25 protein-coding genes are annotated in these 25,668 nt (G+C 70.1%); 9 read left to right on the forward strand and 16 right to left on the reverse strand.

Features of this window, described 5'->3' with window-relative positions:
* Position 1: 1 nt before the first annotated feature.
* The 3 genes from gcl to ACWEOO_RS14610 are packed head-to-tail and all read right to left on the reverse strand — an operon-like array spanning position 2 to position 3,493.
* Entirely contained in the window at positions 2-1,777 is a 1,776-nt protein-coding gene (gcl, locus tag ACWEOO_RS14600; protein ID WP_452143372.1) for a glyoxylate carboligase, read from the reverse strand.
* Positions 1,777-2,661: a 2-hydroxy-3-oxopropionate reductase gene (locus ACWEOO_RS14605; RefSeq protein WP_452143373.1), complete on the reverse strand. Its 885-nt coding sequence runs from the start codon at positions 2,659-2,661 to the stop codon at positions 1,777-1,779. Before ACWEOO_RS14605 ends, gcl begins: the two co-directional genes overlap by 1 nt.
* 19 nt (positions 2,662-2,680) lie before the next feature.
* Complete coding sequence (locus tag ACWEOO_RS14610; RefSeq protein WP_452143374.1) at positions 2,681-3,493, reverse strand: hydroxypyruvate isomerase family protein; 813 nt, start codon at positions 3,491-3,493, stop codon at positions 2,681-2,683.
* Between the two features lie 164 nt (positions 3,494-3,657).
* On the opposite strand from ACWEOO_RS14610, the gene ACWEOO_RS14615 reads away from it, so the two are divergent.
* The 6 genes from ACWEOO_RS14615 to guaD all read left to right on the forward strand — a co-directional run bounded on the left by ACWEOO_RS14615 (position 3,658) and on the right by guaD (position 13,216).
* Complete coding sequence (locus ACWEOO_RS14615) at positions 3,658-5,190, forward strand: PucR family transcriptional regulator (protein ID WP_452143375.1); 1,533 nt, start codon at positions 3,658-3,660, stop codon at positions 5,188-5,190.
* Between the two features lie 143 nt (positions 5,191-5,333).
* On the forward strand, positions 5,334-7,259 hold the full coding sequence (gene uraD / locus ACWEOO_RS14620; protein ID WP_452143376.1) for a 2-oxo-4-hydroxy-4-carboxy-5-ureidoimidazoline decarboxylase: 1,926 nt from the start codon (positions 5,334-5,336) through the stop codon (positions 7,257-7,259).
* Positions 7,256-8,692 (forward strand): xanthine dehydrogenase small subunit, encoded by a 1,437-nt coding sequence (locus ACWEOO_RS14625; protein WP_452143377.1) that lies wholly within the window; start codon positions 7,256-7,258, stop codon positions 8,690-8,692. The genes uraD (ACWEOO_RS14620) and ACWEOO_RS14625 overlap by 4 nt, the downstream gene beginning before the upstream one ends.
* A complete protein-coding gene (xdhB, locus tag ACWEOO_RS14630; RefSeq protein WP_452143378.1) occupies positions 8,689-11,028 on the forward strand; it encodes a xanthine dehydrogenase molybdopterin binding subunit in 2,340 nt (779 codons plus the stop codon). Before ACWEOO_RS14625 ends, xdhB begins: the two co-directional genes overlap by 4 nt.
* Before the next feature lie 38 nt (positions 11,029-11,066).
* Positions 11,067-11,939, forward strand: coding sequence for a xanthine dehydrogenase accessory protein XdhC (xdhC, locus tag ACWEOO_RS14635; protein WP_452143562.1), 873 nt, complete (start codon positions 11,067-11,069; stop codon positions 11,937-11,939).
* Entirely contained in the window at positions 11,936-13,216 is a 1,281-nt protein-coding gene (gene guaD, locus ACWEOO_RS14640; RefSeq protein WP_452143379.1) for a guanine deaminase, read from the forward strand. Before xdhC ends, guaD begins: the two co-directional genes overlap by 4 nt.
* A gap of 61 nt (positions 13,217-13,277) precedes the next feature.
* Here the strand turns inward: guaD and ACWEOO_RS14645 are convergent, their stop codons facing one another.
* The 8 genes from ACWEOO_RS14645 to ACWEOO_RS14680 form a co-directional block, all read right to left on the reverse strand.
* On the reverse strand, positions 13,278-14,243 hold the full coding sequence (locus ACWEOO_RS14645; RefSeq protein WP_452143380.1) for a type IV toxin-antitoxin system AbiEi family antitoxin domain-containing protein: 966 nt from the start codon (positions 14,241-14,243) through the stop codon (positions 13,278-13,280).
* A gap of 116 nt (positions 14,244-14,359) precedes the next feature.
* The gene (locus tag ACWEOO_RS14650) at positions 14,360-15,703 is read right to left on the reverse strand and encodes an 8-oxoguanine deaminase (RefSeq protein ID WP_452143381.1); all 1,344 of its coding nucleotides are present in this window, start codon (positions 15,701-15,703) and stop codon (positions 14,360-14,362) included.
* Positions 15,700-16,608, reverse strand: coding sequence for a factor-independent urate hydroxylase (pucL, locus tag ACWEOO_RS14655; RefSeq protein ID WP_452143382.1), 909 nt, complete (start codon positions 16,606-16,608; stop codon positions 15,700-15,702). Before pucL ends, ACWEOO_RS14650 begins: the two co-directional genes overlap by 4 nt.
* A gap of 6 nt (positions 16,609-16,614) precedes the next feature.
* On the reverse strand, positions 16,615-16,932 hold the full coding sequence (uraH, locus tag ACWEOO_RS14660) for a hydroxyisourate hydrolase (RefSeq protein ID WP_452143383.1): 318 nt from the start codon (positions 16,930-16,932) through the stop codon (positions 16,615-16,617).
* Positions 16,929-17,423, reverse strand: a complete 495-nt coding sequence (uraD, locus tag ACWEOO_RS14665; protein ID WP_452143384.1) for a 2-oxo-4-hydroxy-4-carboxy-5-ureidoimidazoline decarboxylase — start codon at positions 17,421-17,423, stop codon at positions 16,929-16,931. The genes uraH and uraD (ACWEOO_RS14665) overlap by 4 nt, the downstream gene beginning before the upstream one ends.
* Positions 17,424-17,512: 89 nt before the next feature.
* A complete protein-coding gene (locus ACWEOO_RS14670; RefSeq protein WP_452143385.1) occupies positions 17,513-17,908 on the reverse strand; it encodes a helix-turn-helix domain-containing protein in 396 nt (131 codons plus the stop codon).
* Entirely contained in the window at positions 17,901-18,140 is a 240-nt protein-coding gene (locus ACWEOO_RS14675; RefSeq protein ID WP_355475302.1) for a thiamine-binding protein, read from the reverse strand. Before ACWEOO_RS14675 ends, ACWEOO_RS14670 begins: the two co-directional genes overlap by 8 nt.
* Positions 18,141-18,149: 9 nt before the next feature.
* Positions 18,150-19,343 carry a DUF6986 family protein gene (locus tag ACWEOO_RS14680; RefSeq protein WP_452143386.1) on the reverse strand — a complete coding sequence of 398 codons (1,194 nt, stop codon included), beginning with the start codon at positions 19,341-19,343 and terminating at the stop codon, positions 18,150-18,152.
* A 112-nt stretch (positions 19,344-19,455) separates the two neighbouring features.
* On the opposite strand from ACWEOO_RS14680, the gene ACWEOO_RS14685 reads away from it, so the two are divergent.
* Positions 19,456-20,217 (forward strand): IclR family transcriptional regulator, encoded by a 762-nt coding sequence (locus ACWEOO_RS14685; protein ID WP_452143387.1) that lies wholly within the window; start codon positions 19,456-19,458, stop codon positions 20,215-20,217.
* Between the two features lie 76 nt (positions 20,218-20,293).
* Here the strand turns inward: ACWEOO_RS14685 and ACWEOO_RS14690 are convergent, their stop codons facing one another.
* The 3 genes from ACWEOO_RS14690 to fgd are packed head-to-tail and all read right to left on the reverse strand — an operon-like array spanning position 20,294 to position 22,507.
* The gene (locus ACWEOO_RS14690) at positions 20,294-20,878 is read right to left on the reverse strand and encodes a GNAT family N-acetyltransferase (RefSeq protein ID WP_452143388.1); all 585 of its coding nucleotides are present in this window, start codon (positions 20,876-20,878) and stop codon (positions 20,294-20,296) included.
* A gap of 38 nt (positions 20,879-20,916) precedes the next feature.
* A complete protein-coding gene (locus tag ACWEOO_RS14695) occupies positions 20,917-21,492 on the reverse strand; it encodes a GNAT family N-acetyltransferase (RefSeq protein ID WP_359940215.1) in 576 nt (191 codons plus the stop codon).
* Positions 21,493-21,502: 10 nt separating this feature from the next.
* The gene (fgd, locus tag ACWEOO_RS14700; protein ID WP_452143389.1) at positions 21,503-22,507 is read right to left on the reverse strand and encodes a glucose-6-phosphate dehydrogenase (coenzyme-F420); all 1,005 of its coding nucleotides are present in this window, start codon (positions 22,505-22,507) and stop codon (positions 21,503-21,505) included.
* Between the two features lie 380 nt (positions 22,508-22,887).
* On the opposite strand from fgd, the gene ACWEOO_RS14705 reads away from it, so the two are divergent.
* Positions 22,888-23,718, forward strand: coding sequence for a carbon-nitrogen hydrolase family protein (locus ACWEOO_RS14705; RefSeq protein WP_452143390.1), 831 nt, complete (start codon positions 22,888-22,890; stop codon positions 23,716-23,718).
* 36 nt (positions 23,719-23,754) lie between these two features.
* On the forward strand, positions 23,755-24,246 hold the full coding sequence (locus ACWEOO_RS14710; RefSeq protein WP_452143391.1) for a methylated-DNA--[protein]-cysteine S-methyltransferase: 492 nt from the start codon (positions 23,755-23,757) through the stop codon (positions 24,244-24,246).
* 107 nt (positions 24,247-24,353) lie between these two features.
* Here the strand turns inward: ACWEOO_RS14710 and ACWEOO_RS14715 are convergent, their stop codons facing one another.
* Positions 24,354-24,806 carry a hypothetical protein gene (locus ACWEOO_RS14715; RefSeq protein WP_452143392.1) on the reverse strand — a complete coding sequence of 151 codons (453 nt, stop codon included), beginning with the start codon at positions 24,804-24,806 and terminating at the stop codon, positions 24,354-24,356.
* 19 nt (positions 24,807-24,825) lie between these two features.
* Positions 24,826-25,668, reverse strand: a complete 843-nt coding sequence (locus tag ACWEOO_RS14720; RefSeq protein ID WP_452143393.1) for a DUF72 domain-containing protein — start codon at positions 25,666-25,668, stop codon at positions 24,826-24,828.

The following is a 25,668-nucleotide window of genomic DNA, read 5'->3' on the forward strand; positions in this document are numbered from 1 at the left end:
GTCAGTCCAGCAACGCGAGGGCCGTCGGCGCGTCCTCGGGTGAGATCGCCAGGTCCTCGAACTCGACGACGTTGTCGATCTCGACACCCATCGACACGTTCGTGACCCGTTCCAGGATGACCTCGACGACGATCGGGACCTGGTGCTCGACCATCAGCTTCTTGGCCTGCTCCAGCGCCGGCAGGATCCCGTCCGGCTCGGAGACCCGCAACGCCTTGCAACCGAGGCCTTCGACGACCTTCACGTGATCGACGCCGTACCCGTTGACCTCCGGGCTGTTGATGTTCTCGAACGACAGCTGCACGCAGTAGTCCATGTCGAACCCACGCTGCGCCTGCCGGATCAGCCCGAGGTAAGAGTTGTTCACCACCACGTGGATGTACGGGATGTTGAACTGCGCCCCGACTGCGAGCTCCTCGATCAGGAACTGGAAGTCGTAGTCACCCGACAACGCGACCACCGTGCTGTCCGGATCCGCGACCGCGACCCCGAGCGTCGCCGGCACGGTCCAGCCGAGCGGACCGGCCTGACCGGCGTTGATCCAGTGCCGCGGACGGTACACATGCAGCATCTGCGCCGCCTGGATCTGCGACAGCCCGATCGTGCTGACGTACCGCACGTCCGGCCCGAAGGCACGGTTCATCTCCTCGTACACCCGTTGCGGCTTGATCGGCACCGCGTCGAAGTGCGTCTTCCGCTGCAGCGTCGTACGACGCTCTCGGCACTCCGCCGCCCACGCCGTACGGTCCGGCAACCGTCCGGCGGCGGCCCACTCGCGCGCCACCTCGACGAAGACCTCCAGCGCGGCGCGCGCGTCCGACACGACCCCGTAGTCCGGTGCGAACACCCGCCCGATCTGCGTCGGCTCGATGTCCACGTGAATGAACTTGCGCGAGCCTCGATACACATCCAGCCCGCCGGTGTGCCGGTTCGCCCACCGGTTGCCGATCCCCAGGACCACGTCCGAGGCCAGCATGGTCGCGTTCCCGTACCGGTGCGACGTCTGCAGCCCGACCATGCCTGCGCTCAGCGGGTGGTCGTCGGCGATCGCGCCCCAGCCCATCAGCGTCGGTACGACGGGAATCCCGGTGATCTCCGCGAAGGAGACCAGCAGGTCCGACGCGTCGGCGTTGATGATTCCGCCGCCGGCCACGATCAGCGGCCGCTCGGCGGCGGCGAGGAAGGACAGCACCTTCTCCGCCTGCGCGCGGGTGGCCGCCGGACGCGAGACCGGAAGCGGCTCGTAGGTGTCGACGTCGAAGTCGATCTCGGCGAGCTGCACGTCCAGCGGCAGGTCGATCAGCACCGGACCCGGCCGGCCTTCGCGCATCACCTGGAACGCCTTCTGGAAGGTGCCCGGGACCTGCGCGGCCTCCATCACGGTGACCGCCCACTTCGCGACCGGCTTGGCGATCGAGGCGATGTCGACGGCCTGGAAGTCCTCCTTGTGCAGCTTCGCGACCGGGGCCTGGCCGGTGATGCACAGGATTGGGATGGAGTCCGCGGAGGCGGAGTACAGCCCGGTGATCATGTCGGTTCCGGCCGGTCCCGACGTACCGATGCAGACGCCGATATTGCCGGCGCGGGCCCGGGTGTAGCCCTCGGCCATGTGCGACGCGGCCTCGACGTGGCGGGCGAGCACGTGCTTAATCCCGCGGTGTGCGCGGATCGCGCTGTAGAACGGGTTGATCGCGGCGCCGGGCAGCCCGAACGCCTGCGTCGAGCCTTCCTTCTCCAGGATCAGTACGGCGGCGTCGACCGCGCGCATGCGGGTCATCAGCCGACCACCTTGCCGGACAGGCGCTCCACACCGCGGAGCAGCGCGGAGTGGTCGAGGCCGCCGTCGCCGTTCGCGCGGGCCGACGCGACCAGCTGCGCCACCAGCGCGCCGAGCGGTACGACGACACCCGCCTCGCGAGCGGCCGCGGTGACGATCCCCAGGTCCTTGTGGTGCAGGTCGATCCGGAACCCGGGTTCGAAGGAGCGCGACAGCATGTTCTCCTTCTTCTGGTTCAGCACGGTGGATCCGGCCAGCCCGCCGCCCAGGACCTCGAGCGCGGCCTTGGTGTCGACGCCGTACGCCTCCAGGAAGACGACGGCCTCGGAGACGGCCTGGATGTTCGCGGCGACGATCAACTGGTTGGCGGCCTTGACCGTCTGGCCGGACCCGCTCGGGCCGACGTGTACGACGGTCTTGCCGACGACGTCGAACAGCGGCTTGGCCGCGGCGAAGTCGTCCGCGTCGCCGCCGACCATGATCGACAGCGCGGCGTTCTTGGCGCCCGCCTCGCCGCCGGAGACCGGGGCGTCGAGCAGCCGGAAGCCGTTCGCCCGCGCCTGCTCGGCGAGGTGCTGCGTGACGTCCGGCCGGATGCTGGAGAAGTCGATGATCAGCGTGCCGGTCTCGGCCAGCTGGAAGACGCCGTCCTCGCCCTCGAGCACGTCCTGGACGTCGGGCGAGTCGGGCACCATCACGCAGATCACGTCGGCGCCCTTGACCGCGTCGGCGAGCGAGGTCGCGGCGCGGCCGCCGGCGGCGACCAGGGCCTCCGCGCGCTCCGGCGTACGGTCCAGGCCGGCGACGGTGTGGCCGGCCTTGGCGAGGTGGACGGCCATCGGGTTGCCCATGATGCCGAGGCCGATGAAGGCGATGTTGGTCATAATTCGTCTCCTGGGTCGATCAGCGGCGCTCGAACGGCAGCCAGCCGAAGCTTGCATCTGAGGTGGTGGACGGCTTGTACTCGAGCCCGACCAGGCCGGTGTAACCGTTCGCCTCGAGGGCGGTCAGTTGGCGGTCGAGCGGGAGCGTGCCGGTGCCGGGCTCGTTGCGGCCCGGGTGGTCGGCGATCTGTACATGGGCGATCCGGCCGGTGTGCTCGGCGATCACCCGGTCGACGTCGTCGCCGTTGACCGCCAGGTGGTAGAGGTCCGCGAGCAGCCCGACGTTCGGTACGTCGTACGCCGCCTGGACGCGGTCGATCACGTCCAGCGCGTCGGCCGCGAGCTTCAGCGGGTAGCGCTCCGCGCCGCTGACCGGCTCGACGAGGACCGTGGCGCCGATCCGCGCGGCGGCCTTGGCGGCGAGCGCGAGGTTCTCGACGGCGATGTCGTCCTGCTCCTGCGCCGTGCTGCCCTCGACACGGTTCCCGTACAGCGCGTTGAAGCCCTGGGCGCCGAGTCGCTCGCCGATGCCGACGGTGACGTCGATGTTGTCGCGGAACTCGCCGGACCGCTTCGGCCACGACACCAGGCCGCGGTCGCCGCCCGGCATGTCGCCGGCGAAGAAGTTGAGGCCGGTCAGCCGGACGCCGGCGTCGGTGACCGCGCTGACGAACGCGTCGACCTGCCGGTCCGGCGGGACGGCCTCGACGAACGGCCACCAGAACTCCACCGCGCTGAACCCGGCCCGGCGCGCGGCGGCCGGCCGCTCGAGCAGAGGCAACTCGGTGAAGAGCAAAGAACAGTTCACCGTGTACTTCAGCTGGTGACTCATCCCGACTCCAATTTCCGCATTGTGGAACTTGATTTCTGTTCTGCGAAATGACCATAAGCGGGTGATCGAGAGAGCGTCAAGCGTCCGGCGCGGTTCGGCCGCGGACCGAGGGGCTGTCGTACGCGGGCGCGCGCGTTGTACTTTCCTCTAAAGGGAGGTACGTCGTGTTGCTGGCGGAGTTGCTCGATGCGCCCGAGCTGGGGCTGCGGTTGCTGTACTCCGGCGCCGGCATGCTGGATCGGCCGATCGGGCGGCTGGTGACCACCGACCTGCTCGAGCCCGGGCGGTACCTGAGCGGCGGCGAGGTGGTCCTGACCGGGCTGGTCTGGCGCCGGCAGGCCGCCGACAGCGAGGTGTTCGTGGCGTCGATGGCCGGCCGCGGAGCGACCACGATCCTGGCCGGGAAGGCGCAGCTGGGCGACGTGCCGGCGGATCTCGTGGCGGCCTGCCGGCGGCACGACGTGACCCTGGTCGAGGTCCCGATCGAGATCGCGTTCGCCGATGTCACGGAGTACGTCGCGGCGGCGGGATCGGCCGAGACCGGCGCGCGGTTGTCGGCCAGCCTGGTACGCCAGCGGCAGCTGCTGTCGTCGATCGCCGCCGGGCGGAGCCTCGACGAGCTGGCGGCGCGGATCTCCGCCGAGATCGGGCACGACTGCCGGGTGCTGACCCCGACCGGGCGGCACGTCGTTCCCGGGCCGGGCGAGCTCGACGCGGCCGCGGTCGACGCGGTCACCCGCAAGTTCCTGACCGCGGACCGGACACCGGCCGTGGCGATGACGATCGACGCGTCGTACAGCCTGTTCCCGGTCGGATCCGGGCTCGGCAACCGGCTGACCGCGTGGGTGCTGGTGATCGAGGGCGACCACCACGAATGGTCCCGCGATCACGTCGAGGCGGTGCACGAGCTGTGCGCGATCGCTGCCCTGGACCGGGCCCGGCGTGACGAGGGCCGCCGCGCACTGCGCCCGTTGGTGGCGGACGCGCTGGCCATGGTCGAGTCGGGCGCCCCGCTGACCGAGGTCGCCGCCCGGCTGCGGCAGGCCGGCGCGCACTCCGAGCGGCCGATGGTCGTGGCGGTGGCCGAGCTACGCGACGACGGCCCGAGCGAGGTCGCTCTGAGCCTGCTGGAGGATGTCGCGCTGACGGTCGGCCCGGCCGTGGTCGCCCCTGGGCGGGACGGGCTGCTCGTCGGATTTCTGCCGTTCGCGCCGGGCCTCCCGGAGCACCTGCGCCGGGCGTTCGGCCGCCTCGCCCCGGGCCTCAACCGGGCACGCCTCGCGGTCGGGATCAGCGGCGAGACGGCGGTCGACGCACTCGCCGGCGCGCTCGAGGAGGCCAGGTTCGCGCAGCGGGCGGCAGGCGCCGCGCGAGCGCCCGTGTCGGTGGTCACCTCGGACGAAGTCGCCTCGCATGTCCTGCTGCTCGCCACGCTGCCGGACGACGTACGCCGTACCTACAGCCACCGTGTCCTGGGAGCGGTCCTCGACCACGATCGCCGGACCCACGCCGACCTGCTCACGACGCTGCAGGCGTTCCTCGCCTGCTCGTGCTCCTGGACGCGGACGGCGGAGTCGCTGCACCTGCACGTCAACACCGTTCGCTACCGGATCGAACGCGTTGAGCAACTGACCGGACGCGATCTGTCGAGCCTAGAGGACCGGGTGGACGTGTTCCTCGCGCTCAAATCGCTGTAGTTGTGTGATCGCACAAAACGGACCGTTCTCCGGCCGTTCATCTTCGGAGGTTCACCGGGTGCAATCCGTACCCCGGTGAGCCGATGCTCAGGTGCAGGTCAAATCCCCGCACCGCCCCAAAGCAGCCGAGGAGCGTGTCCCCGATGAAGGCAGTCCTGCGACCGAGCCGCCATACCAACCGCCACCCCGTCGACCAGGTGCTGCCGCCTGCGAAGCTCGCGGTGTACGGCGCTCAGCACGTACTGGCGTTCTACGCCGGGGCGGTGATCGTACCGATCCTGCTCGCCAGTGCGATCGGGCTCAGCACCGAGCAGCTCATCCACCTGATCAACGCCGACCTGTTCACCTGCGGGATCGCCTCGATCATCCAGTCGGTCGGCTTCTGGAAGGTCGGCGTCCGGCTGCCGCTGCTGCAGGGCGTGACGTTCACGGCGGTCTCGCCGATGATCGCGATCGGCCTCGCGGCCGGCGGCGGCACCGACGGGCTGCTGGTGATCTACGGCGCCGTCCTGGTCGCGGGCCTGGCCACCTTCTTCATCGCGCCGTACTTCAGCCGGCTGATCCGGTTCTTCCCGCCGGTGGTGACCGGGTCGGTGATCACGATCATCGGCCTGGCGCTGCTGCCGGTCGCGGCCGGGGACGCGGTCGGCGGCGCCGGTCCGAGCGCCGCGCCGACCAGCGGCAAGAACATGGCGTACGCACTCGGCACGCTGGCGCTGATCGTCCTGATTCAGCGGGTGTTCAAGGGCTTCATGGCGACCATCGCCGTCCTGCTCGGCCTGGTCGTCGGGACGCTGGTCGCCTGGGCGTTCGGGGACGCGCATTTCGGCGCGGTCGGTGACGCGGCCTGGGCCGGGGTGACCACGCCGTTCTACTTCGGCTGGCCGAAGTTCTCGGTCGCCGCGATCATCTCGATGGTCGTGGTCATGCTGATCACGGCGGTCGAGACCACCGGCGACGTGTTCGCGACCGGCGAGATTGTCGAGAAGCGGGTCGGCCGCGAGGACATCGCCCGGGCGCTGCGGGCCGACGGCCTGGCCACCACGATCGGCGGCGTCTTCAACTCGTTCCCGTACACCTGCTTCGCGGAGAACGTCGGCCTGGTCCGGCTGACCCGGGTCCGCAGCCGCTGGGTGGTCGCGGCCGCGGGCGCGATCATGATCCTGATCGGCCTGGTGCCGAAGGCCGGCGCGGTCGTGGCCGGCGTACCGCATCCGGTGCTCGGCGGCGCGGCGCTGGCGATGTTCGCGACCGTGGCCGTGGTCGGGTTCCAGACGCTCGCGAAGGTCGACTTCCACGACCACCGCAACGTCGTGATCGTCGCGACCAGCGTCGGGCTGGCGATGTACGTGACCGCGCAGCCGCAGGTCGCGCAGGCCGTGCCGAACTGGGCCGAGATCATCTTCGGCAGCGGCATCACGCTCGGCAGCCTGACCGCGATCGGCCTGAACATCCTGTTCCACCACGTCGGCAAGAACTTCGGGCCCGCGGTGGCGGGGCAGCCGGGTGACACGGTCCGGCTCGACCAGGTGAACGAGATGACCCGCGAGGAATTCGTCGAGACGTTCGGTCCGCTGTTCCAAGGTCCGCGCTGGGCGGTCGAGCGGGCCTGGGAGATGCGGCCGTACGCCGACACGCACGCGCTGCGCCGCTCTTTCCAGGAGGCGTTGTTCTCGGGCTCCCGCGAGGAGCAGCTGGAACTGATCCGGGCCTACCCGCGGCTCGGCTCGCAGTTCGTCGCCGACGGCCTCAGCGGCGAGGCGTCGCTGCGGGACCAGTCCGACAAGGGGCTGACGTTCCTCGGCGACCCCGAGCGGGACGAGCTGACCGCGATCACCTCGGCGTACGAGGACCGGTTCGGGTTCCCGCTGGTGATCTCGGTCCGCGACGCCGAGTCGTACGAGCGGATCGTCGAGCAGGGCCGCGAACGGCTCGGGAACTGCGAGAACCAGGAGCACGCCGCCGCCCTGCTCGAGGTCGCGAAGATCGCCGGCTACCGGTTCGACGACTTCGTCTCCGACGCCAACCCGATCCACAGCGCCCGCACCCGATGGAGCACCAACCGATGACTACCCAAGCCCTGCGCGCCCCCGCCTTGACGGTGAACGGCGAACTCACCGCGATCGGCGCGGTCTCCGTGCACACGACGGTTCTGGACTGGCTGCGCGACCGCGGCCTGACCGGCGCCAAGGAGGGGTGCGCGGAGGGCGAGTGCGGTGCCTGTTCCGTCCTCGTCGCCCGCCCCGGCACCGACTCGCGCACCGAGTGGACCGCAGTCAACGCGTGCCTCCTCCCGGTCGCCTCGCTGGACGGCCAGGAGCTGATGACGGCGGAAGGCCTGGGCACGCCGTCCGAGCTGCACCCCGTCCAGCAGGAGATGGCGGTCCGCGGCGGCTCCCAGTGCGGCTTCTGCACCCCCGGTTTCATCTGCAGCATGGCCGCCGAGTACTACCGGCCCGGTCGTGCTTGTGGTGAAGGCGACCACGAGCACGGCGCGAACGGGTTCGATCTGCATGCGTTGAGCGGGAACCTGTGCCGGTGCACGGGTTACCGCCCGATCCGGGACGCGGCGTACGCGCTGGACAGCCCGGCTGAGAACGACGCGCTCGCCGTCCGCCGGGACGCGGCGCCGCCCGCCCCGGCGGCGACCGGCATGGTCTCGCCCGAGGGCGAGTTCGTTCGGCCTACCTCGTTGGACGAAGCGCTTGCGGTGCTGGGTGATCGGGACGATGCGGTGGTCGTTGCCGGTTCGACCGATCTCGGTGTCCAGGTGAACATCTTCGGTGACCGCCCGCCGCTGACCATCGCGATCGACCGGCTGGAAGAGCTGCGGGAGTTCTCGTTCGGCGACGACGAGGTGCGGATCGGCGCGGCGCTCACGCTGACCGAGATCGAACGGCGGCTGGCCGGGCGGATCCCGCTCCTCGACCAGCTCTTCCCGCAGTTCGCCTCACGCCTGATCCGCAACGGCGCGACGATCGGCGGGAACCTGGGGACCGGATCACCGATCGGCGACACTCCGCCCGCACTCCTCGCACTGGAGGCGGAGCTGGTTCTCGCATCCAGGCGGGGCGAGCGGCAGGTGCCGCTCGCGGAGTACTTCACCGGCTACCGGCAGACACTGAAGGCGCCGGACGAGCTGATCAGGACGATCGTCATTCCGTTGCCCTTGGCACCGATGAGCGCGTTCCACAAGATCGCCAAGCGACGCTTCGACGACATCTCGAGCGTCGCGATCGGGTACGCCGTCGACGTCGCCGACGGCATCGTCCGGGACGCGAAGATCGGGCTCGGTGGTGTCGCAGCGACCCCGCTGCGCGCCCGCGAGACGGAGGCGGCGCTGATCGGCCGGCCGTGGACCGAGGAGACCGTGCGGACCGTCGCCGCCGTGATGGCGGCCGAGGGTACGCCGATGGACGATCACCGCGCGAGCTCGTCGTACCGCTCCGCGATGCTCGGCCAGTCCTTGTTGCGCTTCTACTTCCAGGGGGTCGGCGCATGAGCTCGTTGTCTGAACGGCCCGCCGCGGCCGTGGTCGGCGTACCGATGCCGCACGAGAGTGCCGCGCTGCACGTGACCGGTGCGGCCTTGTACACGGACGATCTGGTGATGCGCACCCGCGACGTACTGCACGCGTGGCCGGTGCAGTCGCCGCACGCCCATGCCCGGGTCACCGCGTTGCGCGTGAAGCCGGCGTACGACGTACCCGGTGTGGTCCGCGTGCTGACGGCGGACGACGTACCGGGGGTGAACGACGCGGGCGTCAAGCACGACGAGCCGCTGTTCCCGGGTGAGGTGATGTTCAACGGGCATGCGGTGTGCTGGGTGCTCGGCGAGACGCTGGAGGCCGCGCGGCTGGGGGCGTCGGCGGTCGAGGTCGAGTACGAGCCGCTGCCGTCGCTGGTGACCGTTCGCGAGGCGATCGAGGCGGACAGCTTCCAGGGCATCGGGCGGCACCTGGAGCGCGGCGACGTCGAGCAGGCGCTGGCCGGGGCGGAACACGTGTTCCGTGGCGAGTTCGAGTTCGCCGGGCAGGAGCACTTCTACCTCGAGACGCACGCGGCGCTGGCGCTGGTCGACGAGTACGGGCAGATCTTCGTGCAGTCCAGCACGCAGCATCCCTCGGAAACGCAGGAAATCGTCGCCCACGTGCTCGGGCTGGCCAGCCATTCGGTGACCGTGCAGTGCCTGCGGATGGGCGGCGGCTTCGGCGGCAAGGAGATGCAGCCGCATGGTTTCGCCGCGATCGCCGCGCTGGGCGCGACGCTCACCGGCCGGCCGGTGCGGTTGCGGCTGAACCGCACGCAGGACATGACGATGTCGGGCAAGCGGCACGGGTTCCACAGCTCGTGGACCGTCGGCTTCGGCGCCGATGGCAAACTAGTCGCGCTGGACGCGACGCTGACCGCCGACGGCGGGTGGAGCCTGGACCTGTCGGAGCCGGTGCTGGCGCGGGCGATGTGCCACATCGACAACGCGTACGAGGTCCCGCACGTCCGGGTCGACGGCCGGATCGCGAAGACGAACAAGACGTCGCAGACCGCGTTCCGCGGGTTCGGCGGGCCGCAGGGCATGCTCGTGATCGAGGACATTCTCGGACGCTGCGCGCCGCTGCTCGGGTACGACGCGGCGGAGTTGCGCCGGCGGAACTTCTACCAGCCGGGCGACTCCACGCCGTACGGGCAGCCGGTCCGGCACGCGGATCGGCTCGAGTCGTGCTGGTCGCAGGTGCTGGCCAACGGTGAGATTGCCGAGCGACAGGCCTCGGTGGAGGCGTTCAACGCGTCGCACGAGCATGTGAAGCGCGGGCTGGCGCTGACGCCGGTGAAGTTCGGGATCTCGTTCAACCTGACCGCGTTCAACCAGGCGGGCGCGCTGGTGCACGTCTACAAGGACGGGTCGGTGCTGATCAACCACGGCGGCACCGAGATGGGCCAGGGCCTGCACACGAAGATGCTGCAGGTCGCGGCGACCACGCTGGGCGTGCCGCTGGCGCGAGTACGACTGGCTCCGACGCGGACCGACAAGGTGCCGAACACCTCGGCGACCGCGGCGTCCTCCGGTGCCGATCTCAACGGCGCGGCGATCAAGAACGCGTGCGAGCAGATCCGCGAGCGGCTCGCGCAGGTCGCCGGCGGGAAGCTCGGGATCAGCCCTTTGGATGTGCTGTTCGTCGATGGTGTCGTCCGCGGGCTGTCCGGCGACGGCGTGGACTGGAACGAGCTGGTCAACCTCGCGTATCACCAGCGCGTGCAGCTGTGGGCGGCCGGCTTCTACCGGACCGAGGGGCTGCACTGGGACGCGAACGCGATGCGCGGCGAGCCGTTCAAGTACTTCGCGTACGGCGTCGCGGCCGCCGAGGTGGAGGTGGACGGGTTCAGCGGCGCGTACACGCTGCGCCGCGTCGACATCGTCCACGACGTTGGTGACAGCCTCAGTCCGCTGATCGACATCGGCCAGATCGAGGGCGGTTTCGTGCAGGGCGCCGGCTGGCTGACGCTCGAGGACCTCCGCTGGGACGAAAGCTCCGGTGATCGGCGCGGGCGGCTGTCCACGCAGGCCGCGAGCACGTACAAGCTGCCGAGCTTCTCGGAGATGCCCGAGGTCTTCAACGTCACGCTGCTGGAGAAGGCGCACGAAGAGGGCGCCGTCTACGGCTCCAAGGCGGTCGGCGAACCGCCGCTCATGCTGGCGTTCTCGGTCCGCGAGTCCCTGCGCCAGGCTGCGGCCGCCTTCGGCCCAGCCGGCACCAGCGTGGATCTGCCGTCGCCGGCCACACCGGAGGCCGTGTACTGGGCGGTCGATCGGGCCCGGGGAGGTGTGTCGTGGAGTGGGTGAAAGCCGTTCAGCGGTTGCGATCCGGACGGCTTGCCGGCGTGCTGGTCACCGTGGTGTCCGTGCGAGGACATGCTCCGCGGGAAGCCGGCGCGAAGATGGTTGTTGCTGCCGACAACGTCTGGTCGACCGTCGGCGGCGGGAATCTCGAGGCGATGGCGGTCGAGCGTTCGCGGCAGATGATCGCCGACGGCCTGACGGCCCCTGAGGAGCTGACGGCCGCGTTGTCCGACAAGGCGCCGTACCAGCACGGCGTGCAGTGCTGTGGTGGTGAGGTGAAGCTGTTGCTGGAGCCGTTGCCGGTCGTTCCGTCGGTGGCGATCTTCGGGGTCGGGCACGTCGGCCTGGAGCTCGCGCGGATCCTCGCCCGGCACGATCTCGAGCTGCACCTGATCGACTCCCGGGCCGATCAGCTGACGGCCGAGCGGCTGTCGGCGCTGGACGATGCGGTCGCGCAGGTCCACGTCCACAACGTGCCGGTGCTGCCGGAGCTCGTCGTCGGTGAGCTCCCGCCCGGCACCCACGCGGTGATCATGACCCACGACCACGCCGAGGACGCGGCCCTGTGCGACGCCGCGATCCGCAAGGCGGACCTCGCGACGATCGGCCTGATCGGCTCCAGCGCCAAGTGGACGCGGTTCCAGCGCAAGCTCGCCGAGGACGGCAACCCGCCCGAGGCGATCGCGCGGATCACCACACCGATCGGCCTGCCCGATCTCCCCGGCAAGGAGCCGGCCGTGATCGCGGTCAGCGTGGCCGCGTGGCTTCTGCAGCGGTTCGCGGCCGAACGGCCACCCGCACCGTCCCGATCCGCCGAGCGATCCGCCCGGCCCGAATCCGCCGACCGGCATCCCGCGTCGGCTCGTCCTGCCGTGCGTCGCCCCACGCCGGCTCAGCGTGAGGCACAGGCATGACTCTTTATCGTGGCACGTTCATCGACACGCCGGAGAACCCGTTCGACGGCGCCGGCCTGCGGGTCGGCAGCGACACGGGGCTGCTGGTCGAGGACGGCCTGATCGTTGCCCGGGGCCCGTTCGCGGAGCTCCGCCAGGCGCATCCCGCCGAGCAGGTCGTGGACCTGCGCGACGGCGTCGTACTGCCCGGATTCGTCGACACCCACGTGCACTTCCCGCAGATTCGCGCGGTCGGCGGTCTCGGGCTGCCGCTGCTCGAGTGGCTCGACAGGTACGCGCTGCCCGAGGAGGCGCGGATGGCCGACGTGGACTACGCCACCGGTGTGGCGAACGAGTTCGTCCGCGGGCTCGCGGCCGCCGGTACGACGTCGGCGCTCGTCTTCGGCGCGCACTACCCCGACGCCGTCGACGCGCTGTTCGGCGCCGCGTCCAAGGTCGGCCTGCGGGTGACGAGCGGTCTGGTGCTCAGCGACCGGCTGCTACGGCCGGAACTGCTCACCACACCGGTCCGCGCGTACGCCGAGTCGCTCGCACTCGCGAACCGCTGGCACGGCGCCGGCCGCAACCGGTACGCCGTGACACCGCGGTTCTCGCTGTCGTGCACCGACGAACTGCTCGCGACCTGCCGGGAGCTGATGGAGGCGATCCCCGGCGCGCTGTTCACCTCGCACGTGAACGAGAACGAGGCCGAGATCGCGTCGGTCGCCGACCTGTTCGGGGGCTGCGACTACGTGACGACGTACGACCGGCACGGCCTGGTGGACCGGCGTACCGTCCTCGCGCACAACGTCCACCCGACGGACGTCGAGCTGAAGACGCTGGCCACCAGCGGCGCGACGGTCGCGCACTGCCCGACCAGCAACGCGGCGCTCGGCAGCGGACTGTTCCCGCTGACCCGGCACCTGCAGTTCGGGGTCCGGGTAGCACTCGGATCGGACGTCGGCGCGGGCACCGGATTCTCGCTGCTGAAGGAAGGCCTGCAGGCGTACTTCTGCCAGCAACTCCTCGGAGACCAGGGCCGGCCGCTCACCGCAGCCCACCTGCTCTACCTCGCCACCACAGCCGGCGCCGAAGCCCTGGACCTCCCCCACGTCGGCCACCTCTCGGTCGGCCAGCACTTCGACGCCCAACTCCTCCGCCCCGCGGAAGGCTCCCCCCTGGCCGTAGCCATCACCCACGCCGAAGACACCGAAGAAGCCCTCGCCCGCATCTTCACCCTAGGCACCCCCGCCGACGTCCAGGCCGTCTGGATCAACGGCGACCTCCTGCACCACTAACGAACCTGGTCGAGCGCCGCGCGAAGGTCGGCCCCGGAGGCGTCGGACGACACTGCTCGGGTCAGGGAACAAGCAATTGCTTGTTCCCAGACCCCGCCGTGTGTCTCTTCAGCGCGTCCCAGATCCGGGCGGCCGTGTCGCGCGGGTGGTCGAGGTCGGCCCAGCCGACGCGGAACACGCCGTACCCGTGTTCGCGGAGGCGGTCCTCGCGCCACTTCTCCGCGAGTACGGCGTCCGCGGTGTTGCCGTACTTCAGCGCGCCGTCGAACTCGATGACGAGCACGCCCGCGAGCAGGAAGTCGACCCGCCCGATCAGCCGGCCGAAGGCATCCCGGATCTCCACCTGCAGCTGCGGTGCCGGCAGACCGTGGTTCGCCAGCAGCACGCGCAGGCGCGATTCCCCGACCGACTCGCTCAAGGCGTTCGCGAACTGCGCGGCGGCCGTCGCGGCCGGAGAGCCGTGCCGGCGCCGATGCCGTCGTACGACGCCGGCCAGCCGCTCCGGGGTGGTGAGCCGCATTCGGAGCGCGGCGTCCGCGAGGACCACGCCGACTTCGTACGAAGTCGTACAAGCGGTCTCCACGATCGCCCGATCGACGCTCGTGAGCCGCAGACCGCCGACCTCCACGAGCTCGTCAACAGCAGGCGTTCCGCGGTGTATCCGGATCCCTCGACCGCTCCGGGCGCGGCCTGACGCGACGCGAGTGAAGTGCGCCCTCGTCAGATCGGTCCCCCAGACAGGCAGACCGTGGAGCACGGCCGCGGACTGATGGCTCACGACGACGTCACCGAGCCGCGCGCTCGCCATCCGCACGTTCAGCAGGTGCAGCCGGATCGCGCGCTCCCACGGCGGCTCGTCGGCCGGCCAGCCGCGCGGGTCGACGTACGAGTTGAAGCTCAGTCGGAGCCACTGCCCGCTACGCACCCGCTGCCGCAACTCGCTGTCGCTGTACCCCGCGGCGACCGCGTCCGGGCGCGTGAACCACCCGCCCCGCTCGGCCGCGATCACTTCCAGTCGTCTGTTCATACCCAAGAAGGTGCACGTCTCGTATCGCGCCCGGACGTCCGATCGCGCATCTGTGGATAAGCCCCGGGGTCGCGAGACAGGCTATTTCTTGTTCCCCGACCCCGTCGCTTGTCCACTCAGCCCAGCAGCCGCCCCTGCGCCCCGGCCGTGGCTGCGGCCAGGGCGTCCGAGTCGGCGGTTTGGAGGGTGTCGTGCTCGACGACAGGGCGGCCGTTGGCGAGGAGGAGGGTGAGCGGCGGGGGTGTGGAGAGGGCCAGAGCGGCGACGGGGTCGGGGATGCCGGCGTGCGGGAGGGTGGTGAGGTCCCAGACGGCGAGGTCGGCTAGTTTGCCGGGTTCGAGGGAGCCGAGGTCGGCGGAGCGGCCGAGGATGCGGGCGCCGTCCAGAGTCGCCATCTCCAGTGCGGCGCGGACGGTGAGGGCTTGTGGGTCGCCGCGGGCTCGGGCGAAGAGGAGAGCATGGCGCAGCTCCTCCACCAAGCTGCCGGATTCGTTGCTGGCGGCGCCGTCCACGCCGAGGCCGACGGGCGATCCGGCGGCGCGGAGGTCTGCGGCGCGGGCGATGCCGGCGCCGAGGCGGGCGTTGGAGCTGGGGCAGTGGGCGATGCCCGTACCGGTGCCGCCGAGGTGCTTGATCTCCGCGTCGTCGAAGTGGATGCCGTGCGCGAACCACACGTCCGGACCGGTCCACCCGAGCTGGTCGGCGTACTCCAGGGGCGTACACCCGTACGTCTCCTGGCACCACGAAGACTCGTCGGTGGTCTCGGCGAGGTGCGTGTGCATCCGTACGCCGCGACGCCGCGCCAGCTCGGCCGACTCGCGCATCAGTTCACCGCTCACGCTGAACGGCGAGCACGGCGCGACCACGATCTGCAGCATCGAGTCCGGTGACGGGTCGTGCCAGCGGTCGATCGCGGCTTCGGTCGCGGCGAGGATCTCGTCGCGGTTCTCGACCACGGAATCCGGCGGCAACCCGCCGTCCTTCTGACCGCGGTCCATCGAGCCGCGCGCGGGGTGGAACCGCAGACCGATCTCACCCGCGGCGGCGATCTCGGCCGCGAGCAGGTCCCCGCCGTCACGCGGGAACACGTAGTGGTGATCGGCCACGGTCGTGCAGCCGGTCCGCGCGAGCTGGGCAAGTGCCGCCCGCGCCGCGACGTACACGGTCTCCTCGGAGATCCGGGCCCAGACTGGGTACAGCGTCGTCAGCCACTCGAAGAGCGTCGCGTCCGCGGCGAGCCCGCGCGTCACCCACTGGTACAGGTGCTGATGCGTGTTCACGAACCCCGGCGTGACCAGGCAGCCCCGCCCGTCCACGACGCGAGCATCGTCGTACGACGGCGCGGGCCCCGGCCCGACCGCGACCAGGCGATTGCCCTCGGCAACCACGTGGCCGACGAACTCGCGCCGGGCCGGATCGAGGGTCGCCACGTAGGCGCCCTCGATCACGGTCCTGCTCAACAGAATCCCGGCGTCGCGTGCCAGGCGGACCCGGCGTCACTGGCGTCGTCGCGTGTCACGGTCGCCTCGATCAGGCCGTACGGGCGGTCCGCGGCGATGAAGACCTCACCAGGGTTCTCCACCCCGAACGGCGACAGGTCGACCAGGAAGTGGTGCTTGTTCGGCGCCGAGAACTTGATCTCGGCAACTTCCGGATGCGCCTCCAGCACTGCGGAGCCCATGCCGTAGAGCGTCTGCTGCAGGGCCAGGCTGTGGATGTTCGCGAACCGCTCGAGCAGCAGCCTCTTGATGCCGTCGTACGACTTGTCCCAGTCGACCGAGCCATCCCCGGTTGGACTAGCGTCGTAGCGCCAGCGCGCGACCAGCGACGTCGCCAGGATCCGGTCGTCGGTTTCCTGCAGGGTCGTGTACCTGTCCTTCAGGAACCCGTGGAACTCCGACCCGGTCGACTTCAGCACGACGAGATCGCTGATCCCCGAGACGACGTACGCCTTGCGCTGCGCACCCCGGCCCTCGACGTTGACGACGGTGTTCCGGACGCCGGTGCCGGCCCGGACGAACGCGTGGTCGTGGTCGTCGATGCGCTCCCAGGCGTACTCCTCGACCTCGATCCGGGCGCCCTCCGCGGCCGGCGACGCGTCCAGGAAGTGTGCGCCGAGCGTCAGCGCGTAGTCCTCGATCGCCCCGATCCCCTTCTCCTTGGCGAAGGCGAACGCGGTGTTCTTCTGCGTGTCGGTCGGCAGTACGTCGGCCTGGTCGCCGGTCGTGTGCGCCGCCTCGAAGCTGCCGCGGAGCGACGTCGACACGTTCAGGTCGCGGATCTCGTGCCGGGGCGTGTCGCGGTAGACGCGGACGACGCGGTTCTCGGCTTTGCCGTACTGGTTGGCGCCCAGGTGGATGGCCATCGGAGGTCAGCTCCCTCGGTAGGTGGAAAACGCGAACGGGCTGAGCAGCAACGGGACGTGGTAGTGCCGCTCGTCGGCGACCGTGAAGGTCACGGAGACCTCGGGAAAGAAGATGTCCTGGCCGGTGGCCTTCGCGTACGCCGCGACGTCGAACCAGAGCCGGTACGTGCCCGCCTCGAGCTTCGGTTGCAGCTCGGCGATCCGTCCGTCGGCGTCCGTCGTACCGCTGGCCTCGAGGACGTCGCCCCGGTAGAGCCGGACCTCGACGCTCTGCGCCGGTCGCCCCAGCGCGGTGTCGAGGACGTGCGTGCTGAGCGAACTCATGTCTCCACCACCTTGCTCAACCGGAGCAGCGCGATCTTGCGCAGTTCCTCGTGGACGACGGTTGCCTCGGTCGCGTCGTCGTGCGTGAGACGGGTCCGCAGGCTGTCCAGCATCTGCGCCGCGGACAGCCCGGTCGCACAGATCAGGAACACCCGACCGAACCGCTCCTCGTACTGACGGTTGCCCTCGGCAATTTCCTGCCGGACCGCCGGGTCCGCGCCGACGCCGGACTGCTCGTTCCGCGACCAGTTGGCCTCGGTACCCGCGCCCTGCGGGCGGTCACCGATCCGCGGGTGCGCCTGGAGCGCGCGATCGACCTCGTTGTCGTCGAGCTCGCGGAGCAACTGGTCGGCGACCGCGGTCAGCGCCGCGCGATCGCCGTACGGCCGCTTGGCCAGGATCGCGTCGACCCAGCGGGGCACGTCGCAGCAGGCCGCCAGTGCCGGCCGGAGCCGGTCGGCCGCAGTGGAGTTGAACTCCTCCAGGTCCACGGATCACACCTTCTCGAATCCCGAAATCGACTTTCCGTATGACGAGAGCGTGACACCCGCTCCGCCTGTCGTCAACAGTTTGTTGAAAATCAGCGGGCGCGGTTCAGGTAGTTGTAGACGGTGAAGCGGGTGACGCCGAGCGCCTCGGCGACGATCTCGGCCGACTTGCGGTACTCGAACGCGCCGCGCGCCTCCAGCAGCAGAACGGCCTGCTGTTTGTCATGCCGGGACAGGTCGCGCAGCGGACCGCCCAACTCGTCAGCAACCTCTGCCAGCAGGCCCTGCACACCGCCAGCGTTTGTTCCGGCCACGGCGGCCGCGGGGCCGCCGTCGGCGGGTTTCGGCAGCCGGACGGCGACCACCGCCTCCCCGTCCCACTTCAGCGGGATGTCGTCGTCAAGGGCGTCCGCCGGTGCGATCAGCTCGGCGTTCAGCCGCTCCACCAGCGGCGTGATCGCCTCGACCAGGGGATGCTGCTTAGGCATCGCGCCGTACCTGTAAGGTCACCTGGCTCGCGCCGCCGGCGAACGCCGCCTCGAGCACTTTCGGGAGTGCGGGCAGCAACAGGTGCTGCTCGCCGCTGACCTGCGTACCGAGCGGGCCGAACTCACAGTCGAGCCCGGCCTCCTCCGCCGCGCGCAGCGCCTCGGTGGCGTGCGCGGGCGGCGACCCGTCCACGTCGAACGGTTCCGTGGTGAACTCCGCAACCAGTCGCATGGTGCGAGGCTAGCCCTCGGACACCGCCCGGCGGGCGAGTCGAGCCAGGACCACGGTGTCGAACTCGGTCGTCTCGATCGCGCCGCACTCGATGCCGCGCAGCACGAAACCGGCCAGGGCGACGGCCGTTGCCGGCTCGTCGAGGTAACCCGACTCGCCGTCACCCAGGTACGCCCGCAGGCGCTGCGCGGCCTCGTCGTACCCCTCCCGGTAGAAGAGGTACGTCGCCGCGAAGCGGGTCGGGAGCTGGGCGGGATGCATGTCCCAGCCCTGGTAGATGCCGCGCGCGAGCGAACGCCGTACCAGCCGGAAATGCAGCCGCCACGCGTCGTGGATCGCGTCGCCGACCGGCAGGACGTTGGTCGAGCCGTCGGACACGAAGACGCCGGTACCGGCAGCGGCCAGCTGCATCACGTCCTTCGCGTGGTCGGCGACCGGGTGCTCCATGCTCTGGTACGCCGCCGCGACGCCGAGCGAGGCGGAGTAGTCGTACGTGCCGTAGTGCAGCCCGGTGACGCGCTCGCCGCCGGCCTTGACCATCCGGGCGATCAGCGCGGTACCGTCCGCGCCGAGGATCGCCTGCGGGGTCTCGACCTGGATCTCGAAACTCAGCCGCCGTATGCCGTACTTCTGCTCGAGTGTCTCGAGGACGAGCACCATCGCCTCGACCTGCTCGACCGAGGTCACCTTCGGAAGCGTGATGACGAAGCCGTCGTCGACCGCCCCGAGGTGCTCGAGGAACAGGTCGAGGGTGCGGACTCCGCGTCGTCTCGTTGGCGCCTCCAACGACTTGATCCGCAGACCGTGGTACGGCGTCCGCGGGCCGGCCGCGAGGGCTTCGGCGGCGGCGATCGCCGCGGCGTCCTCCTCGTCGTCCGCCCGGTTGCCGTAGCCGTCCTCGAAGTCGATGCGGAGATCCTCGATCGGCTCCCGCTCGAGCTTGGCGCGGACTCGGTCGTACACGTCGTCGGTCAGGTCGGCCGCGACGATCTTCGCGAGGTCGGCGGCCGAGCCGGCGTACTCGTCGAGAGCCGCACGGGCCTGCGCACCCCAGTCATCCACTGTGCGTGCGTCGTACCGGTCGGCCGGGACGTACACGGTGTGGATCGGCTGCCGGACCCCGCGGTCACCGCGGTAGTCGGCGGCCAGCGCGGCGTCGGCAGCCGCCAGGCGTCGGTCGAGCTCGGCCATCAGGTCGTCCACTGCAGCCTCCTTTTCCGTATTGTGGAGACTAATATCTACTTTGCGGAAGACGCAAGCATTCGACCTTCCGGGATCTGGCGCTAAACTTCCGTGATCCGGAAAGGTGGGTGTCATGGCGGAGACGAACGGCAAGGGCCGGACCGGCAGCGTGCAGTCGATCGAGCGCGCCTTCGGGCTGCTCGAGACGATGGCCGACGCGGGCGGGATGATGGGCCTGTCGCAGCTGGCCACAGCCTCCGGGCTGCCGCTGCCGACGATCCACCGGCTGGTGCGCACCCTGGTCGACCTCGGCTACCTGCGTCAGGAACCGTCGCGGCAGTACGTGCTCGGCCCGAAGCTGATCCGGCTCGGGGAGAGTTCGTCGCACATGCTCAGTGTGTTCGCCCGGCCGCATCTCGCGCGGCTCGTCGACGAGCTCGGCGAGTCCGCGAACATGGCGATGCTCGACGGCGACCAGATCGTGTACCTGGCGCAGGTCCCGTCGCGGCACTCGATGCGGATGTTCACCGAGGTCGGCCGCCGCGTCCTCCCGCACTGCACCGCGGTCGGCAAGGCGATCCTCGCGCAGTACCCCGACGCCGAGGTCCGCGAGCTCCTGCACCGCACCGGCATGGCGAAACACACCGACAACACCATCACCAGCCCCGACGCGTTCACCGCCCAACTCCACCAGGCCGCCGGCGACGGCTACGCGATGGACGAGGGCGAGCAGGAGGTCGGCGTACGGTGCGTGGCGGTGGCGGTGCCCGACGCGCCCTCCCCGCTGGCCATCTCCATCTCCGGCCCCGCGGGACGCATGACCGAGCCGCTGGTGGAACGCGCCATCCCGCTCCTTACCCAAGCCGCCAAGTCCCTGTCCGAAGACCTCCACTGACGCCCTGCCTCGACCACCAACTCACCACGCAGGTACTGCTGAGGTGTCCGGATTCCCCGACAGTACGCACCTCGAGCTAGCGGCTGTCGGTGCGCAGCCGGCCGTGCACGTGCCAGTCGTGCCAGCCGTCCGCGTGCATGATCGCCTGCCGCAGGGTGCCTTCGAGCTGGTAGCCGGCGTTTGTCGCGACCCTGCAGGACGCGGTGTTCGCGGTGGAGTGGTGGATGTTCAGCCGGTTGAACCCGGCCTGGCCGAAGGCCCAAGTGGACAGCGAGTCCACCGCTGCGGCCGCGACGCCGCGCCCACGGGCGGCCGGTGTCACCCAGTAGGACAGTGCCGCCGAGCCTTGCGTCAGCGAGACCTCCCGCAGCCCGATCTGGCCGAGCGGCTCATCGTCGTGACCGACGACCGCCCAACTCGCCGCCGTCTCCGCGTCCCAGTGATCAGCCCACTGCCCGACCCACTCCCCAGCCTCCTCGAGCGTGTCCAGGCGCCGAACATGCCACCGCTGAATGTCAGGACACCCGAACGCCGTTCGTACGACGTCGGCATCCCTCCCCTGCCAAGGCCGCAACAACAACCCGTCCCCCACCGCCAACCGCGGCTGCGCCACATCCCGCAAAGTCCCCCGAGACAACACCGATCCCACAAGCAGAGGCATCCCGAGATGCTATTCCGCCCACTCCCCGGCCGGGGCCCTCAGGGGGCGTAGGTGCGCCAGTGTTCGGTGAGTTTGTAGCCGAGGGACTGGTTGGCTTGGAGGCTGGCCTGGTTGGCGGCGGCTCCGCCGGTGCTGAAGCGGGTGATGCCGATGTCGAGGAGGGCGAGGATCGAGGCGGCTTTCACGGCCTGCGCGACGCCGCGGCGGCGGTGCGTGGACAGGACCGACGTGAACCGGGTGTCCCCGAAGCCGTCCTTCGCGCGGATGACCGTCGCGCCGACCAGCCGGTTGCCGTCGAAGGCGCCGAACACCCGGTGCTCCGGCCAGAGCGCGCGGGTTTCGGCCAGCTCTCCGACCACGCGGTGCGTCGCGGGCGTGTACGGGTAGTCCGGCTCGTTGGACTTCTCCAGCGCGTGCAGCTCCCGCGCGGACTCGGCGCCGAGCTCGCGGATCGTGAGTCCGCCGGCCGTGGCCCGGAGTACGGCGGACTCCAGCAGCTCACGATCCGGGTCGAACAGCCGCACCGCCCAGGACTCGGCGACCACGCGGTAGCCGGCTGCTTCCAGCTCGGCGCACCGCGGGTCGTTGTCCTGGACGATCTCGTAGTCACCCACCCAGCGATTGTCAGCCCAGTTTGCGCAGCAGCGGAAGGACATCCTCGGTGAACTGGGTGAGGAAACGCTCCTGGTCGTTGCCCGGACCGTGGACGACGAAGTGGTTGAAGCCCGCGTCGGCGTACGGCTGGAGCTGCTTCACCGCCTCCTCCGGGTCCGACGCCACGATCCACCGCTTGGCGACCTGCGCGATCGGCAGCTCGTCGGCCAGCCGCTCCATCTCGGTCGCGCTCGTCACGCTGTGCTTCTGCTCGGCGGTCAGCGACAGCGGCGCCCAGAACCGGGTGTTCTCCAGCGCCTGGGCCGGGTCGCGGTCGTAGGAGATCTTCACCTCGAGCATCCGATCGACGTCCTCGAACTTCTTCCCGGCCTTCTCGGCGCCTTCGCGGACGGCGGGCATCAGCTGCTCGGTGTACAGGTCCATGCCCTTGCCGGACGTCGCGATGAACCCGTCACCGGCGCGCCCGGCGTACCGCGCGACCAGGGGCCCGCCTGCGGCGACGTACACCTTCAGCGGGGTCTCGGGGCGGTCGTAGATGAACGCGTCGACGGTCTTGTAGTACGGCCCGTCGGAGCTGACGCCGTCCTTCGTCCACAGGTCGCGGATCAGCTGCACGGACTCCCGGAGCCGGGCGAACCGCTCCTTGAACTCGGGCCACTCCATACCCGAGACCGCGATCTCGTTGAGTGCCTCGCCGCTGCCGACGCCGAGCATGACCCGGCCCGGGTACAGCACGCCCAGGGTGGCGAACGCCTGCGCGATGACCGCCGGGTTGTAGCGGAACGTCGGCGTCAGCACCGACGTACCGAGCAGCACCCGGTTGGTCCGCTCACCGACCGCCGCCAGCCAGGCAAGCGCGAACGGCGCGTGGCCGCCCTCGTGCCGCCACGGCAGGAAGTGGTCCGAAACGGTCACACTGTCGAGCCCGAGTTCCTCGGCCCGCACGGAGTACTCCACCAGATCCCGCGGCCCGAACTGCTCCGCCGAAGCCTTGTACCCGACCCGAATGCTCACCCTCTGCTCCCAACGTCGTCTGCGCGTACTCCGGAAGACAACCGCGCCCGGGTCCGACTTTATGCCGCCCGGCGGGCCTGATTGACTCCGGCCGCCGGGGTCGGGAAGGATGTGGGTCCGGCGCGGTCCGCGCCTCACCTTCGTCGACCGGCCCCAGCTCGGTCACCGTGAGAAGGCAAAGGGACTCCCTGTCTCGGGCCGCTCGTCCTGGTCATCCGCCTCGACGGGATCGCTGGGGGATCGCGTGCGAGTGCGTGGAAGGCCAGATGACAGCGCACAGGAATCTCAAACAACGGGTTCGAGCCCGCGCCGCGAAGACCGGCGAGTCCTACACGGCTGCCCTCCGGCACTTCCGTCCGACTCCTCAAGGAGAACCAGACATGCCGGAAGCCCTACGGATCGCCGTCACGCAGTCGACGGTTCGTGAAGACCCGACCAATGCCGCGCTGCTGCGCGAGAGCGGCGACGAGGTCCGCCGACTGATGCGGGAGGCCGCCAGGTCAGGCGCGCGGCTGGTGCACTTCCCGGAGGGAGCGATCTGCTTCCCGAGCAAGGTGATCATGTCCGAGCTCGGCCCGGACGAGGTCGGTCCGTCCGACTGGACCAAGGCCGACTGGGCCGCGCTGCAAGGGGAGCTCGACCAGATCGTCGCGCTCGCCCGCGAGCTCGGGATCTGGACGGTGATCCCGTCCGTCCACCAGGTCCCCGACGCCCGGCCGCACAACAGCATGTACGTCGTGTCCGACCAGGGAAAGGTGGTCACCCGGTACGACGAGCGGATGCTGTCCACCACGAAGGTCACCTGGATGTACTCCGCGGGCAAGGAGCCTGTGACGTTCGAGGTGGACGGTGTCCGCTTCGGGCTCGCGCTCGGGCTGGACGTGCTGTTCCCGGAGGTCTTCACCGAGTACGACAGCCTCGGCGCCGACGTCGTCCTCGTGTCGTACGCGAACAACTCCGGCCCGAACGATCACATCGGCGTGCAGGTGCGCGGAGCCGCCGCGAACAACACGTCCTGGATCAGCCTCGCGGCGACGGCCAGCCCGGGTACCGGCCTGACGTCCGGGATCGCCGACCCGCGCGGCCGGTGGCTGACGCAGGGCGCCGCGGACAGCACGCCGTCGGTCGCGGTCGTCGAGCTGGCCACTGACGAGTTCGCCACGATCGGCCGCGACTTCCGCCGCCGCACGCGGGAGAGGATCCGCTCCTAGCCCTCACAGGTCCGGGGGCTGACGCGTTCCATCCGCATGAACAGGCATGCGGTTGTCAGTACCCGGATCGGTGAACTCACGGTGGTCGCTGCGGGTGACGTGCTGGTCGGCGTCTACTTTCCGCATCACTGGGTGAAGCCGTCGGCGGAGACGCTGGGTGAGCGGGTCGAGGCGTCCGACCCGCTCATCGCGGTCGTCGTCGAGCAGTTGGAGGAGTACTTCACCGGCGCGCGCCGGTCCTTCGACCTGCCGACCCGGTTGGAGGGCGAGGTGTTCCAGCGGCGCGTGTGGTCGGTGCTCGAGGAGATCCCGTACGGCGAGACCACGACGTACGGCGAGATCGCGGCGCGGCTCGGGGAGTCGGCGCAGGCGGTCGGCAAGGCGGTCGGGCAGAACCCGCTCTCGATCGTGGTGCCGTGCCACCGGGTGATCGGGAAGGACGGGTCGCTCACCGGCTATGCGGGCGGGCTGAAGCGCAAGCAGTTCCTGCTCGACGTAGAGGAGCCGGTGGGGGCGCGGCTGTTCTGAAGGCGGACCTCAGCCACCCACCAACCGCCGCGAATCGACGGCGGCAGACCGCCGATGAGCGTGCCGCGCGGCGGTGCGGCGTGGTTGGTGAGTGACGGGCGTCCGCGCTATCGACTCAGATCGCCGACCTGGGCGGCGTACCAGTCGAGCTCGGTGAGGTGTTCGGCGATCTCGCGGAGCGTCCAGTTGGGGCTGCGGTCCTTGTCCCACTCGGCCGGGTCGAGAGCGGCGTATCGCAGTGCGAACGTCCGCCCGAGCCGCTGCAATCGCTGCTCGGCCTCGCGTACGTCCTCCACGGTGAACGGCGCGAGGTCCGCGGCGGACGTGAGCGCACTCGCGTGCCACTCGTCGGGCTGTGTCGGTACGCCGGCCAGCAGCGCCTCGACCTCCGCCAGGTGATCGACCAGGTGATCGGCGATCCGGCGTACCGCCTTGTGCGGCGTGAACGTGCGGCCGTCGTCGGACGTGCGCGGTTCGCCGTCCCAGGCCGGCCAGGTCACGACGAGTTGGAGGCATCGCCCGACGGCCTGATCGACGAGTTCTCCGGGGTTCTGTGTCATAGCGCCGACGCTAAGGCCTTCATGCTTCGGTGTCGGCCGAAGTGATTCCGAGCTTTCCGGCCAGGCGCTCCGCGTCGTACGGCGCGTGCACCTTGACGTCGTTGTCGAAGTACACGTAAGTGTCGCACTTCCAGGAACGGATCTTCCGCGCCCAGCGACCGAGGGACTTGTCGTCGTATCCGCTGACGTAGAGCTCCTCGGCGCCGTGCAGCCGGACGTAGGCGAAATCCGCGGTGACGTCGCCGAACATCGGCCACTTGCCCGCGGTGTCGGCACAGACGACCGCGACGTCGTGCTCCCGGCAGAGGTCGACGAACTCCTTGGTCTTGAAGCTGTCGTGCCGTACTTCGAACGCGTACCGGATCGGCTGGTCGACAGCAGCCTCCAACAGCGCACGGCCTTCCATCCGTTCGTCATGGCGTTTGGCGACCTCGACCGCCTCGACGGTGCTGCGCGGCAGCTGCTCGAAGAACGCGGCGCAGCGCTCCGCGTCGTACTGGAAGTTGGGCGGCAGCTGCCACAGCACCGGCCCGAGTTTGTTGCCGAGCGCAAGCACACCGGACGCGAAGAAGTTCGCCAGCGGCGCGTCCACGTCGGCCAGGCGTTTCAGATGCGTGACGAAGCGCGGCCCCTTGACCGAGAACACGAACCCGTCGGGCGTCTCGTCGTACCAGCGCTGGTACGAGGAGGGGCGCTGGAGGGCGTAGAAGGAGCCGTTGAGCTCGATCGAGTTCAAGCGGGAGGACGCGTACTCGAGCTCGGCGCGCTGGGGCAGCCCGTCGGGGTAGTAGACCTTCCGCCAGGGTGCGTAGCGCCAGCCTGAGATCCCCACTCGGTACGGCGAGTCCGGCCAGCGCGTCAT

The organism is Kribbella sp. NPDC004138 (genome assembly GCF_053603655.1).